Genomic DNA, 13464 nt, shown 5'->3' on the forward strand with positions numbered 1-13464 from the left:
TGCAGCACACAACAGAAGAGTTTTCCAAATTTTAAATGCTTATTCATCACCACCCACGGAAAGGAGTGCATATGCGCCGCAGCATCATTCTCATTGCAGTAGCAGCGTTTTTCCTGGTCGGGACGATTTCACAAGCCCATGCGGAGTTTCCGACAAAACCCATTACGTTACTCTGTCCGTTTGGAGCCGGCTCAACCACAGACCTGGCCTCTCGCTCTCTCTCAAACTGCGCCAAAAAATTTTTCTCGCAGCCCATTGTAGTGGTGAACCAGCCGGGAGCTTCAGGGGTGTTGGCGGCAGCCACGACGGCAAAGGGGAAGCCGGATGGCTACACCATACTCATGGGACGGGTAAGCTGTAATGCAGCGGTGCCCGCCCTCAACAAGACCATCCCCTACAAGGTCGACGACTTCACTTTTGTGGGCATTACGGAAATCACGCCGTTCATCATCTGCGTCAGGGCCGACGCCCCCTACCAGACCCTGCAGGCTCTGGTTGACGCCATCAAGGCCGAACCCGGCAAGCTGTCGTACGGCACATCCGGCGCGCTTTCCATGCTCGACATCGTGGGCATGATGCTTCTGGATGCGGCGGGCCTTCCCAAAAACGCCGCCGTATCCGTGCCCTACAAGGGGGACGGCGACGCAAAGACATCGCTTCTCGGCGGGCACACCCAGTTTCTGCCCAACAACCTTTCCCCCATGATGGATGTGATCAAAAGCGGCATGGTCCGCGGTCTGGCCGTAACCACGGAACAGCGCCTGGAGATGTTCCCGGATATCCCCACCGTAGCGGAAGCCGGCTACCCCACCCTGACCAACGCGGTGGGCTGGTCAGGGATTTTCGGTCCCAAGAACATGCCCAAGGAAGTGGTCACCACCTATGCGGAAATGCTGCAGAAGCTGAAGACGGACGAGGAGTGGCTCAGAACCACCCAAAATCTCGGGGCGCTTCCCGCTGTCATGACCCCCGGGGAATCGGAAAAATTCGTGATGGATCAGTACGACAAGTTTTTAAGAATCGGGGAAAAGATGGATATCGTCATACAGTAACTATCCAATAATCGTGTGGAGCGGGTGCTGCTTTCACATCCGCTCCACAGCAGGCGCGCAACAAGGGAGGAGCCATGCATCTGACCGAACACAAATGGGATGCCATTCTGGGCGTGATCTTTGCCCTGTTATCCTTGGCCTTTGTCCTTTTCCTGAATGACCTGGCCATAGAAATACCTACAGCGAGCCATAAGGGGCAAGCGAGTTCACCCAGATCTTTCCCGGACATGATTTTCTGGGCCATGCTGGCTTTCAGCCTTGGGCTGCTGTGGTCAAGCTTCCGCAAGATGCGGGTCACCGCCGCAGCCCCGGACTCAAGCGCGCGGACACCTTTCGACTGGACTGCGTTGTTCTTTCGCATGGCCGCCATGGCCACGCTGGTCCTGCTTTTTGCCGTTGCAGGCTGGCTCGGCATCCTTATCGGTGGACTGATCTTCTATCTTCTTTTTGCCTTTTTCTCCGGAGAACGCAACGTCCTCCGTGCCCTCGCGGGTGCGATTCTGACCACGGCCATCTTGTATTACCTGTTCGTCAAAGTTGCCGGGGTGCCTTTGCCCATGGGTGTCCTGGAGAATATCATATAAAAGGAGCTGCGCAATGCTGGAAAATTTCATGGACGCCCTACTGCTGGCTTCCACATTGGAAAATTTCCTCATGATGTTTGCCGGAATGGCCTTTGGCGTCGTCATAGGCGCCATACCCGGCCTTACAGGAACCATGGCGGTCACCCTGCTTCTTCCCTTCACTTTCCACATGGTTCCCATCACAGCGCTGCTGCTCCTTGTGGCCGTCTACAAAGGCGCCATGTACGGCGGATCCATCTCCGCCATTCTCATCAAAACACCGGGCACGGGGGCGGCCGCCTGCACCGTTCTGGACGGCTATCCCCTCGCGCAGCAAGGCAAGGCAGGCAAAGCGTTGTACATGGCGCTCTATGCCTCCTGCATTGCAGACTTCATCTCCAATCTCTCCCTGATATTCTGCGCGGGTATCATCGCCAGTTTTGCCCTGAGCTTCGGCCCGCCCGAATTCTTCATGCTCATCTGTTTTTCCCTGACCATCGTGGCCAGCCTGTCCGGAGACCAGTTCTGGAAGGGGGTTATCGGCGCATGCCTGGGCCTGTTCCTTTCCACCATCGGGCTCGACCTTGTTTTCGGCACCGGCCGCTATACGTTCGGCAGCGTGGAACTCATGCCGGGCATCAGCTTTATTCCGCTCATCATCGGCCTGTTCGCCATTCCGGAAATACTGAAAGGGTGTACCGGCCGCCCGCCTGTACAGGAAAGCGTCATTGCCGTGGGCGGCGACAGGGTGACCTGGGCAGAGTTCAAACGTTGCTTCAAAACCATTGTCAAGGGCAGCTGGATCGGCGTCATTCTGGGCGCCATACCGGGCATCGGCGGCGCGCCGGCAGCCTATATGAGCTACACCGAGGCCAAGCGCAGTTCCCCTTACCGGAGCAACTTCGGCAAGGGGGAACTGGAGGGCCTTGCCGCGGCAGAGTCCGGAAACAACGGCTGTGCCGGAGCGACGCTGATCCCCCTGCTCTCGCTGGGCGTCCCGGGCGACGTGGTCACCGCGGTCATCCTGGGAGCCTTCATGATGCACAACCTGACACCGGGGCCACTCCTGTTCCAGGAGAACATCGTCCTGGTCTACGCCGTATACATCGGCATCATGGTAAGCTCCGCGCTCATGTACGTAACGGGCATCACGTGCATCCGCACCTTCGCCAAAATAGCGCACATCCCCAAGCAGGTGCTCTACCCCATTATCCTGCTGATCTGTTGCTACGGCGCATTTTCCATCAACAACAGCATGTTCGACGTGCTCGTCATGGCCATTCTGGGGCTTCTCGGCTATCTCCTGTCCGTTTTCAAATTCCCCGAGGCGCCGCTGCTGGTGGCCTTTGTGCTTGGCCCGCTCTTTGAGGACAACCTGCGCCGGTCACTGCTCATCTCCCACGGTTCTCCCACCATTTTCTTCGGGTCCGTCATCTGCTGGGTGTTCCTGGCGTTAACGCTGCTGAGCCTGGGATACACCATCTATACTTTCTATCGGCATCGTGCCCTCCCCATGGAGCAATGAAGGCCCACCCGCCGGGCGCCTGCCGGGAAACCCACGGGCAAAGGCACGGCACAAGAAGTGCCCAATATTGGTCAGAATGGCTGCCCAACAGGCAACACCAATGACCATTATTGGGCACTTCTAAAGAAGTCCGATGCGCTCTCAATAAAAATACAAATAAATACACGGTGCTATAAATTAGACACCAACGGCACCAAATTTGATGTGGCATGAACATCGTGACCAACTATTTCACCCAAGGCTTGCCATATGAAACCGGACATTCAGGTAGACTTGCTCGTCATAGGAATGGGAGCGGCGGCGCAGCTTGCCGCCATATACGCGCACGATGCATTGCCGTCACTGAATATCCTGATCGCCTCCAAGGCGTTGAAGGGAAAGGGCGGATGCAGCCGTATGGTGCAGGGCGGGTTCAATGTCGTCCTGAGCCCTGATGATTCCCATGAAAAACATCTCATGGATACGCTCAAGGGCGGCCAGTACATCAACAATCAGGACCTCGCGAAACAGCTTGTCGAGCAGGGCACCCCGACGGTCAAGGAACTGGAAACCGTTTGCGGGTGCTTTTTTGATCGCTTTCCCGACGGGCGCATCCATCAGAAGCCTTTCGCGGGGCAATCCTTCGACCGCACCGTGCACAGGGGGGACCTGACGGGCATCGAGATCATCAGCCGGACCACGGAACAGGTCTTCAAGCGGCGCATTCCCGTGCTGGAAGAAACACGCGCTGTGGAACTGTTGCTGGACGCCACCGGCCAGACGGTCACCGGAGCCCTGCTGTACGACATGCGCCGGTGTGAATTCCTGGTCGTGGAAGCCGCGGCCACCCTGGTGGCCACGGGCGGCGGCCCCACGCAGTACCGCTTCCATGCCCCCGGCCCGGAAAAATCCGCGGACGGCATCGCCATGCTGTACAGGGCCGGGGCGCGCATGCGGGACATGGAAATGATCCAGTTCCACCCCACCGGGCTCATCGTGCCCGGCAGCGTGGTGGCCGGCGCATTGCTGGAAGAAGGACTGCGCGGTGCGGGGGCGCACCTCTACAACGGCGAGGGCGAGCGCTACATGCGGCGCTACGCCCCGGACGTGGCGGAGCGCGCCACGCGCGACGTGGTGAGCCGCTCGGCCTACATGGAAATGATGGCCGGACGGGCCTGTCCCGAGGGCGGCGTGCACATCGACGCCGCCCACCTGGGCGCGGACTTCGTGCTCAAGACCTTTCCGGGCATGGCCGAGCGCTGCGCGCAGTTCGGCTACGACCTGGCCAGGGGGCGGGTTCCCGTCTCTCCCACGGCCCATTTCTTCATGGGCGGCGCGCAGATCGACACCGACTGCCAGGCCAGCCTGCACAAACTCTTCGTGGCGGGCGAGGACGCCGGCGGCGTGCATGGCGCCAACCGGCTTGGGGGCAACGGCATCGCGGAATCCTGCGTCTACGGGCGCCTGGCGGGCAAGTCCCTGGCCCGGTTCCTGTCGGCGGACCGCAGCATCAAGGAAACCGCTCCCGGCCTTGTGACATCGCTGGTCGCGCGCCTGCGAGAACCGTTGTTGCGCACCGGCGGGCGGAACCCGCTGGAAATCCGGCACGACATCCAGGAAACCAACTGGCTCAAGGTGGGCATCATCCGCAACAGGAAGGACATGGAAGAAGCCCTGCCCATATTCCGCAGCCTGAGCGACGACGTGGAGGGCGCCTCCGTTTCCGGAAGCAATGCCTGCAACATGATCTACAACGTATGGCTCGATACGCGCAGCATGATCGACGTCTCGATCATGGCCGCGACCTCGGCGCTGCTGCGTGACGAAACGCGCGGCGCGCATACCCGGCTGGACTTCCCCGAACAGCGCGACGACTACGGCCTGTTCAACACGTTTCTCTGGCGCGGCGACGACGGCATGCCCGTTACGGAAAAGAAGCCCGTCGCATTCACGCACAAGTCCGTGGAAGCCTGCCAGAAATGGAAAAAATGATTTTTCACCGACATATCAACGCAGCATACTTCGGAGAACACATCATGGAACAGCACAAGTTCGAGCACCGCACGCCAATGCAATGGGGAGACCTTGATCCGTACCGGCGAGGGCGCACCCATGTGGGCATGTGGGCCTGGCTGATGCAGCGCATCAGCGCCGTATTCATCGTCGTATTCCTCACGTTGCACCTCTTCTTCACCTACAAGCCGTTTCTCCAGTTCATGCTGCTGGTCGTGGTGGCGTTTCACGCGGCGCTGGGGCTGCGGGTCATCCTGCTGGACTTCAATCTGGCGGACATCAAGCGGCAGCGCAGCCTCGTCTACTGGTTGCCGGGCATGGGCCTTGCCGTGGTGCTGCTCGTCTGGGGCATCATCTACTAACCGGAGGCCGTCATGACATCCCAACCGACATCCCGCACCGTCAGGGTGTTCCGCTACGACCCCGCCGAGGGCGGGGAGGGGCATTTCGATGCCTACACGCTGGACATCCCCGCGCCGGAAACCACCACGATACTGGACGTGCTGTTGCGCCTTCAGCGCGAGCAGGACCCGAGCCTTTCCTTCCGCTTCGCCTGCCGCGTCAACATGTGCGGCTCCTGCGGCATGGTCATCAACGGCCGCGAGGCCCTGGCCTGCAAGACCAACGTCTCGCACCTGCCCCCTGCGCAGGACATCACCATCCGCCCCCTGAACCACTTTCCCGTGATCAAGGACCTCGTGGTGGACATGGATCCGTTCTTCGCCAAGTACGAGGACGCCCTGCCCTTCTTCGAGCCCGCGGACGCACGCGACGAGCCCCATGCCATCAGGCCCGACGACAAGGCGCGCATCGACATCGGCATGGCCACGGACTGCATAGCCTGCGGCTGCTGCGTTTCGAGCTGCACCATGGTCAATCACCACGCGGGGTACGCGGGACCGGCCGCCCTCAACCGCGCCTTCACCCTGCTGGCCGACCAGCGCGACGGACTGTTCGAGGCCCGCCTGACCCGCGCGCTGGACTCCTGCTACGCCTGCCGCACCGAATTCAACTGTACGGAAGTCTGCCCCAAGCAGATCAGCGGGACGCGAGCCATCAAGTACATCCAGCGTCTGGCGCTGAAGCACCTGAAATCGCTCAGGCCCCTTCCCTCCCATCCGGCGGAGGACAGGGCTGTGGAGAGGGCGAAGAACGGGACGAAGGGCGCGGTGGAAGACGCGCGGACATCCGCTGCGGCGGGCGCTGCGACGGCCTGCGCCTGCGGGGCGCGCCATGCAGCTCCGGCGGCGACCCCGGCCACCGCACCGGCAGCCGCAACAACATGCCCCCCTGGCGGACCGGAAGCGGCCTGCCCCTCGCGCCGCTCCTTCCTGACGGCCGCCGTGGGCGCGGGGGCCGTGGCCGTGCTCGGCGGCATCCTGGGCACCGCGGCCGTGGCGCCCACCCTGGCCCGCACCCCGGCGCAATGGGTGCCCGTGGCCCCGATCAAGGACATCCCCGAGGGCGACATCAGCACCCTGCCGCTCGGCTACACGCGCAGGCAAGCCTTCCACAGCGAACAGGTGCAGACCACCGTGCTGGTGCGGCACGACGCCCCCGGCCAGGTCATCTGCTTCGGCAATGCCTGTCCGCACCTGGGCTGCGCCGTCAGCTGGGACCCGCTGTCCTCGCGCTTCAAGTGCGCCTGCCACGGCGGGGCGTTCGACAGGGACGGCAACGTCATCGCCGGTCCGCCGCCCAGGGGGCTGACCCGTCTGCCCTGGAAGGTCGAGGACGGCATACTCAAGGTCGAGGTGGTGTAATGAACATCGGCAAACATATCGGATGGGAAACGCATCTCAAGCCCTTCCTCTACAAAAGGCTGCCGGACGGCACGGGCTGGAGCGCCGTTCTGGGCACGCTGTGCGCCCTGGTCTTTCTGCTGATGGCGGTCACGGGCATCGTGCTGGCCTTCTACTACGTGCCCTCCCCGGACAAGGCGTGGAACTCCGTCCGCTACATCTCGAACGAGGTGCCCGCCGGGCGACTGCTGCGCGGCCTGCATCACTGGGGGGCGGGCGCCATGGTGCTGCTGGTGTTCGCGCACCAGATGGTCACCTATTTCCACGGCGCATACGTGCACCCGCGCCAGGGCACGTGGATCACCGGGGCCTGCCTGTTTCTGGTGACGCTGGGCCTCGGCTTCACCGGCTACCTGCTGCCGTGGGACATGAAAGCCTACTGGGCCACCGTGGTGGGGGCCAACATTCCCAGCCAGTACCCGCTGGTGGGCAACGCCATCACGCGCTTCATCCTGGGCGGGGACGGGATGTCCGGGTTCACGCTGACGCGCTTCCACTCCATCCACACCCTGCTGCTTCCCGCCCTGCTCCTGCTCTTTCTGGCCGTGCACATCTACCTCATCCGCCTGCACAACCTGTCCGACCCGCGCGAGAGGGTGGGCGGCGAACCGCTGCCGCCCCCGGCCGAAGGCGGCGCGCCCTACCGCTTCTATCCCGAACACATGCACCGCACGGCCATCGCCTTCGGCATCCTGTTCTGCGTCCTGCTGGCGCTGGCGGCCACGGCGCCCGCGCCGCTGGAAGACAAGGCAGGCACCTTCATCGCCGACTACCTGCCCCGGCCCGAATGGTACTACATGTGGATATTCCAGTTGCTGACCTACTTCACCGGCGCGTGGGAGGCCGTGGGCAGCCTGGTCATTCCCGTGGGCGGCGCGCTGCTGATGCTCTGCGTGCCCTTCATGAGCGAAAGCCGCATGAAGGGACTGGCCAACAGGCCGGTATCCATGGGCATCGGCCTGACCTTCATCGTCTGCGTCGTCTACCTGACCGGGCAGGCATATTCCGAGGCCGCGCCCTACAACAAGGTCGTGCTCACGCCCCCCGGCGCCCCCGGTTCCCCCGGCGCCATGACGGAAGAGGTCCGTCAGGGCCTGCGCATCTACGTGGAACGGGAATGCGCATACTGCCACAACATCCTGGGGCAAGGCGGCCACCGCACCGGCCCCGACATGTCCAACATGCGCGCCAAGGGGCGCTCGGCCGAACATCTTGCCGCCTACATCAAGGATCCCAAGTCCAAGATGGCCTCCAGCGCCATGCCCGCCTACGACCTCCGGCCCGAAGAGCTGAAGGCCCTCGCCGCCTTCCTGCTGGCCCTCGACTTCGGCCGGGGCGCGGCGGTGCCCATGCGCACCGAAGACGTCCGCACCGGCATTCCCGACACCCTGACCGTCCCTCCGGCCGTCTCTTCAACCGAACCCCCGGCCGCCCCTCAGACCGTCCCCCCAATCATCCCCCCAACCATCCCCCCGGCCATTCGCTGACCGCAATGTCCAGCACAAGGAGTTGGCATATGTCTTCATCATTCGACTACGGCATCGTGGAAGAGGCGGCCAAGCAGAGCTACATCAAGGCCCTGTGCGACCTGCCGCCGGACGTGCGCGCCGCCCTGCGCAAGGCCCGCGACCGCGAGACCGTCCCCACCGCCCGCGCCATATTCGAGGCCATGTTCAAGGCCATCGACATCGCGGACGCCAAAAAGACCCTGCTCTGCCAAGACACGGGCCTGCCCATCTACAAGGTCCGGGTGGGGTCGCGGTTTCCCTGGAACTGTGCGGCCATCAAGTCCTGCCTCTACGAAGGCGCGCGGCGGGCCACGCAGGAATTCCCCTTCCGCAGCAGTTCCACGCACACCCTCACCCGGATCAATCCCCAGACCTCGGTGGGGCCGGGCCTGCCCGTCATCTACTGGGATTTCGTCGAGGACAGCGACGCGCTGGACATCCTGATGGTGCCCAAGGGCTCCGGCTCGGAGAACATGAGCAAGATGCAGATGTTCTACCCCCAGCACGGAATCAAGGCGGTCAAGAAGTTCATTCTGGACACGGTGGTGGAAAGCGCCGCCAACCCCTGCCCCCCCGGCGTCATCGGGGTGGGGCTGGGCGGCACGTCCGACCTGGTGATGCGCCTGGCCAAGGACGCCATCTGCCGCCCGGTGGGCCAGCGCCACCCCGATCCGCAGTTCGCCGAGATGGAGGAGGAGTTGGAAGAGGCCATCAACGCCACCGGGCGCGGCCCCATGGGGCTTGGCGGCGACGTGTCCTGCCTGGCCGTGCATGTCGAGCACGCCTACACCCACATCACCCAGAACCCCGTGGCCGTGAACACCCAGTGCTGGCCCGCCCGACGGGCGCGGGCGGTGGTCCTGCCCGACGGCTCCACGACCTACGGGTACTAGGAGACAGCCATGAGCATCACGCACCATCTCACGTCCCCGTTTTCCGAGGCGGACATCCGCGCGCTGCACGCCGGCGACATCGTCTACTTCGACGGCCCGCTGTTCGGCATCCGCGACCTGACGCAAATCTACATCTTCGACCAGGGCAACAAGCCCCCGGTCAGCCTCGAAGGCATGCCCTGCATCCATACCGCCCCCAGCCTGCGCCAGGTGGACGGCAAATGGGAAAAAATCTGCGTGGGCACCACCACCAGCACGCGCATGGACCGCTTCACGCCGGGGCTGATCGGCACCTACGGGGTGCGGGCCATCATCGGCAAGGGCGGCCTGTACCAGGGCAGCCTGGACGCCATGCGCACGTACGGGGCGGTGTACCTGGCCATCGTCGGCGGGGCCGCGTCCCTGGAAACGGAACAGATCGAAGAGGTGGAGTCCGTCTACTTCGAGCATCTGCACCCCGAAGCCCTGTACCGCTTCCGGGTGAAGAACTTCGGCCCCCTGACCGTGGCCATGGATAGCCATGGGCGACACCTCTACGACGAGATCGCCGCGGAAGCCCGGCGCAGGCTGCCGGACATCTACGCCAGGCTCGGCGTGGCCTAGGGGCCGACGCGCCACGGTCCCGGTCGGAAAGACAGCGGGAATGCACCCTCACAACCCCTCAAGGAGGAACACATGTCCATCGATTTCCTGGTTCACGAAGCGGCCGACGGCGTCGGCGTCGTGGTGGTGGAAGGGCTGACGGCAGGCCACGAATGCACGGGATGGGTCATGCAGGAGGACAAGACCGTCCACATCACCCTGCGCAACGACATTCCCATCGGCCACAAGGTGGCGCTCAAGGACTTCGCCGCGGGCGACACCGTGTTCAAGTACAACACGGACATCGGCAAGGTGGTCGCGCCCATCAAGAAGGGCGAACACCTGCACGTCCACAACGTCAAGACCAAGAGGTGGTAGGTCATGGAAAAGAAATTCTTCGGATACCGGCGTGAGAACGGCCGCGTGGGCGTGCGCAACCACGTGGTCCTGCTGCCCCTCGACGACCTGTCCAACGCGGCGTGCGAAGCCGTGGCCAACAACGTCAAGGGCACCCTGGCCCTGCCCCATGCCTACGGCCGCCTCCAGTTCGGCGAGGATCTCGACCTGTACTTCCGCACCCTGATCGGCATGGGCAGCAACCCCAACGTGGCCGCCGTGGTGGTCATCGGCATCGAACCCCTGTGGACGCAGAAGATCGTGGACGGCATCGCCAAGACCGGCAAGCCCGTGTCGGGCTTCGCCATCGAAAAGAACGGCGACCTGGCCACCATCTGCGCCGCATCGCGCCGGGCCAAGGAATACATGCACTGGGCCACCGAGCAGCAGCGCACGGAATGCGACGTGAAGGAACTCTGGGTGTCCACCAAGTGCGGCGAATCCGACACCACCTCCGGGCTGGCCACCAACCCCACGGTGGGCAACGCCTACGACAAGCTGTGGGAAGCCGGCGTCACCCTGCTGTTCGGCGAAACCACGGAACTTACCGGCGGGGAACACCTGGTGGCCGCGCGCTGCGCCACCGACGAGGTGCGCAAGAAGTTCCAGTTCTTCTTCGACCGCTACGCCAAGGTCGTGGACGACCACAAGACCGACGACCTGACCGACTCGCAGCCCACCAAGGGCAACATCGAGGGCGGCCTGACCACCATCGAGGAAAAGGCCCTCGGCAACATCCAGAAGATCGGCCGCAAGGCGCCCGTGGTGGGCTGCCTGGACAAGGCGGAAAGCCCCACCGGCCCCGGCCTGTGGTTCATGGACTCCTCGTCCGCCGCGGCAGAAATGGTCACCCTGTGCGCCGCCGCCGGATTCGTGGTGCACCTGTTCCCCACCGGGCAGGGCAACGTCATCGGCAACCCCATCCTTCCGGTGGTCAAACTGTGTTCCAACCCCCGCACGCTGCGCACCATGAGCGAGCACTTCGACGTGGACGTCTCCGGCATCCTGCGCCGCGAGATCAACCTCGATCAGGCCGGGGACAAGCTCATTGACATGATGATTCGCACATGCAACGGCAGAAGGACGTCTGCCGAGGTGCTCGGACACCGCGAATTCATCATAACCAGACTATACGAAAGCGCATAAGCACCGCACGTCATGAGTGGGGCCAGCGCGGGCTGCCCCACTCACACGCATGACGCCGCATCCACGTACCCTTCAGGCAGCACACGTGAGGGAACGATGAGCGACCTTCCTGACAGGTTTTACCAAGCGCTGCTGTTGATCAACAACATTCTTGTCCGCGAAGTCACCCAGGAGGGGCTTTTCCAGAGTCTTGCCGCCACGCTGCAACCCCTGGTCAACTGCGACCGATGCAGCCTGAGCATCTACAATCCGGCCAACGACTCGCTGGAATGGTTCGCACGGGCCGAAGGGGTTACCGTCACCTGCATGGACGATACGCCCACCCCGCAGCGGGGCCCCCTGGCCCATAAGGCCATCCGGGCAAAAGCCCCGTACGTCGCCCAGGACATCAAGAATTTCGCCTCGTTCGACGCAATACGCAGCATGCACGATGCCGGATTGCGTTCGGCCATCGCCCTGCCGCTCATGAGCCGTTCCCAGCCTGTCGGCGCGCTGGTCGTTTCCTTCAGGCGGCCGCTGCGCGACGACGACACCTGTCTGGTGGCGTTTCTGGAAAAAATATCCGTGCAGGTGGCCCTGGCCGTGGACAACATGCTTGCCCACGCCAAGCTTCAGAAGATGAATGCGGAACTGCAACAGCGCGTGGGCGACCTGCTCTATCCGGAAGAGACGAGCTATTCCGAACCGCGCTTTTTCTACCGCTGCGAGAGCATGCGCACCGTCATGGAACAGGCGCAGCTTCTGGCCTCCAGCAACGTGCCGGTCCTGATACGCGGCGAGACGGGCACGGGAAAGGAATTCATCGCCCACATCATCCACCGGTACAGCGCCAGAAAGAACAACAACTTCGTCAAGGTCAACTGTCCGGCCCTGTCCTCCACGCTGTTCGAAAGCGAGCTTTTCGGCCATGCCAAGGGGGCGTTCACCGGCGCCAACAGCTCGCGCGTGGGGCGCTTCGAGATGGCGGACAAGGGCAGCATCTTTCTCGACGAGATCGGCGACCTGGACAAGACGCTTCAGGCAAAGCTGCTGCAAGTATTGCAGGACTCCAGCTTCGAGCGGGTCGGGGAAAGCCGCTCCATCCGGGTGAACGTACGCTTCATTTCCGCCACCAACGCCGACCTCGGCGCGCTGATCCAGCGCGGCCAGTTCCGGAACGATCTGTACTACAGGCTGGGCGCGGCGATCATCAACATTCCCCCCCTGCGGGAACGCCTCGGGGAACTGCGCGCCATGCTGCAACACCTCGTCGGCATTCTTACCGAAGACATGCAGTGCAAGCCCGTCACTTTCTCCCGCTCCGCGCTGCGCCTGCTGGAAGAGTACCATTGGCCGGGAAACGTGCGGGAGCTTTCCAACATGGTCAAGCGGCTGCTCATCCTCAACTACGGAGGCGAGATAGAGCCGGACATGATCACCCCCCTGCTCCAGCAGGATGCGCACCACCCGGAGGTTCGCGACGTGCCCGCCGCGCCCCTGTCCCCGCCTCCCGCAGTGGCGTCCGGCTATTCCCTGGCGGATACCGAGCGGCTGGTCATCGAGCGGGTGCTGACCCTGACCAACGGCGTCATCAGCGGAAAAAAAGGCGCGGCCACGCTGCTCGGCCTGCCGCGCTCCACCTTGCTCTACAAGCTGAAGAAACACGGCATCGAAATCAGCCGGTACACGCACAGCGTCGCAAACCTTGCGGCGGGCATCACCAACAAAGCGCACTGACAACGCCGCATCCCCCGCTCCCCGCTCCACTCCCCCTTCTCCCCATCCCCTGAACGTACGAAGGCCCCGATGTTCTCACATCGGGGCCTTGCTTGGGGAAGCGGTCGGGAGCGCGCGGTTGGCGCGACTCCCGGAAAGAAAAAGTGCTGGCATCGGCCTACGTTCCCACGCACGAATACGCAGTATCATCGGCGATGGAGGGCTTAACTTCCGAGTTCGGAATGGGATCGGGTGTACCCCCTCCTCCATGGATGCCAGCACAAGATTCTGGTCACCGTCCGGGAAGGCT

General features: G+C 63.1%; 12 protein-coding genes and 1 rRNA gene. 12 read left to right on the forward strand and 1 reads right to left on the reverse strand.

The features are described 5' to 3' along the window. Positions 1-71: 71 nt before the first annotated feature. The 12 genes from V6B97_RS09010 (at position 72) to V6B97_RS09065 (ending at position 13175) form a co-directional block, all read left to right on the forward strand. On the forward strand, positions 72-1052 hold the full coding sequence (locus V6B97_RS09010) for a Bug family tripartite tricarboxylate transporter substrate binding protein (RefSeq protein WP_333506168.1): 981 nt from the start codon (positions 72-74) through the stop codon (positions 1050-1052). Positions 1053-1126: 74 nt separating this feature from the next. Further along, the gene (locus V6B97_RS09015; protein ID WP_333506169.1) at positions 1127-1636 is read left to right on the forward strand and encodes a tripartite tricarboxylate transporter TctB family protein; all 510 of its coding nucleotides are present in this window, start codon (positions 1127-1129) and stop codon (positions 1634-1636) included. A 13-nt stretch (positions 1637-1649) separates the two neighbouring features. Beyond that, a complete protein-coding gene (locus V6B97_RS09020) occupies positions 1650-3140 on the forward strand; it encodes a tripartite tricarboxylate transporter permease (protein WP_333506171.1) in 1491 nt (496 codons plus the stop codon). Positions 3141-3389: 249 nt separating this feature from the next. After that, positions 3390-5111: an L-aspartate oxidase gene (locus V6B97_RS09025; RefSeq protein WP_333506172.1), complete on the forward strand. Its 1722-nt coding sequence runs from the start codon at positions 3390-3392 to the stop codon at positions 5109-5111. A 44-nt stretch (positions 5112-5155) separates the two neighbouring features. After that, the gene (locus V6B97_RS09030; RefSeq protein WP_333506173.1) at positions 5156-5494 is read left to right on the forward strand and encodes a succinate dehydrogenase; all 339 of its coding nucleotides are present in this window, start codon (positions 5156-5158) and stop codon (positions 5492-5494) included. 12 nt (positions 5495-5506) lie between these two features. Next, complete coding sequence (locus V6B97_RS09035) at positions 5507-6895, forward strand: 2Fe-2S iron-sulfur cluster-binding protein (protein ID WP_333506174.1); 1389 nt, start codon at positions 5507-5509, stop codon at positions 6893-6895. After that, complete coding sequence (locus V6B97_RS09040; RefSeq protein ID WP_333506175.1) at positions 6895-8421, forward strand: cytochrome b N-terminal domain-containing protein; 1527 nt, start codon at positions 6895-6897, stop codon at positions 8419-8421. The genes V6B97_RS09035 and V6B97_RS09040 overlap by 1 nt, the downstream gene beginning before the upstream one ends. A 29-nt stretch (positions 8422-8450) precedes the next feature. Then, positions 8451-9335: a fumarate hydratase gene (locus V6B97_RS09045; RefSeq protein ID WP_333506176.1), complete on the forward strand. Its 885-nt coding sequence runs from the start codon at positions 8451-8453 to the stop codon at positions 9333-9335. 9 nt (positions 9336-9344) lie between these two features. Continuing rightward, positions 9345-9938, forward strand: a complete 594-nt coding sequence (locus tag V6B97_RS09050) for a FumA C-terminus/TtdB family hydratase beta subunit (RefSeq protein ID WP_333506177.1) — start codon at positions 9345-9347, stop codon at positions 9936-9938. A gap of 72 nt (positions 9939-10010) precedes the next feature. Further along, complete coding sequence (locus V6B97_RS09055) at positions 10011-10295, forward strand: UxaA family hydrolase (protein ID WP_333506178.1); 285 nt, start codon at positions 10011-10013, stop codon at positions 10293-10295. Positions 10296-10298: 3 nt separating this feature from the next. Next, entirely contained in the window at positions 10299-11459 is a 1161-nt protein-coding gene (locus tag V6B97_RS09060) for a UxaA family hydrolase (RefSeq protein WP_333506179.1), read from the forward strand. 96 nt (positions 11460-11555) lie between these two features. After that, the gene (locus tag V6B97_RS09065) at positions 11556-13175 is read left to right on the forward strand and encodes a sigma 54-interacting transcriptional regulator (RefSeq protein WP_333506180.1); all 1620 of its coding nucleotides are present in this window, start codon (positions 11556-11558) and stop codon (positions 13173-13175) included. 144 nt (positions 13176-13319) lie between these two features. Here V6B97_RS09065 and rrf read toward each other — a convergent pair. Beyond that, positions 13320-13434 (reverse strand): 5S ribosomal RNA (rrf, locus tag V6B97_RS09070). Between the last annotated feature and the right edge of the window lie 30 nt (positions 13435-13464).

Origin of the sequence: Nitratidesulfovibrio sp. 1201_IL3209 (assembly GCF_036763125.1) — a bacterium.
Taxonomy (GTDB): domain Bacteria; phylum Desulfobacterota; class Desulfovibrionia; order Desulfovibrionales; family Desulfovibrionaceae; genus Cupidesulfovibrio.

Excerpts from the sequence above, each read along its gene's own strand:
- V6B97_RS09010 (WP_333506168.1), top strand. The coding sequence starts at position 72 with ATGCGCCGCAGCATCATTCTCATTGCAGTAGCAGCGTTTTTCCTGGTC.
- V6B97_RS09015 (WP_333506169.1), top strand. The coding sequence starts at position 1,127 with ATGCATCTGACCGAACACAAATGGGATGCCATTCTGGGCGTGATCTTT.
- V6B97_RS09020 (WP_333506171.1), top strand. The coding sequence starts at position 1,650 with ATGCTGGAAAATTTCATGGACGCCCTACTGCTGGCTTCCACATTGGAA.
- V6B97_RS09025 (WP_333506172.1), top strand. The coding sequence starts at position 3,390 with ATGAAACCGGACATTCAGGTAGACTTGCTCGTCATAGGAATGGGAGCG.
- V6B97_RS09030 (WP_333506173.1), top strand. The coding sequence starts at position 5,156 with ATGGAACAGCACAAGTTCGAGCACCGCACGCCAATGCAATGGGGAGAC.
- V6B97_RS09035 (WP_333506174.1), top strand. The coding sequence starts at position 5,507 with ATGACATCCCAACCGACATCCCGCACCGTCAGGGTGTTCCGCTACGAC.
- V6B97_RS09040 (WP_333506175.1), top strand. The coding sequence starts at position 6,895 with ATGAACATCGGCAAACATATCGGATGGGAAACGCATCTCAAGCCCTTC.
- V6B97_RS09045 (WP_333506176.1), top strand. The coding sequence starts at position 8,451 with ATGTCTTCATCATTCGACTACGGCATCGTGGAAGAGGCGGCCAAGCAG.
- V6B97_RS09050 (WP_333506177.1), top strand. The coding sequence starts at position 9,345 with ATGAGCATCACGCACCATCTCACGTCCCCGTTTTCCGAGGCGGACATC.
- V6B97_RS09055 (WP_333506178.1), top strand. The coding sequence starts at position 10,011 with ATGTCCATCGATTTCCTGGTTCACGAAGCGGCCGACGGCGTCGGCGTC.
- V6B97_RS09060 (WP_333506179.1), top strand. The coding sequence starts at position 10,299 with ATGGAAAAGAAATTCTTCGGATACCGGCGTGAGAACGGCCGCGTGGGC.
- V6B97_RS09065 (WP_333506180.1), top strand. The coding sequence starts at position 11,556 with ATGAGCGACCTTCCTGACAGGTTTTACCAAGCGCTGCTGTTGATCAAC.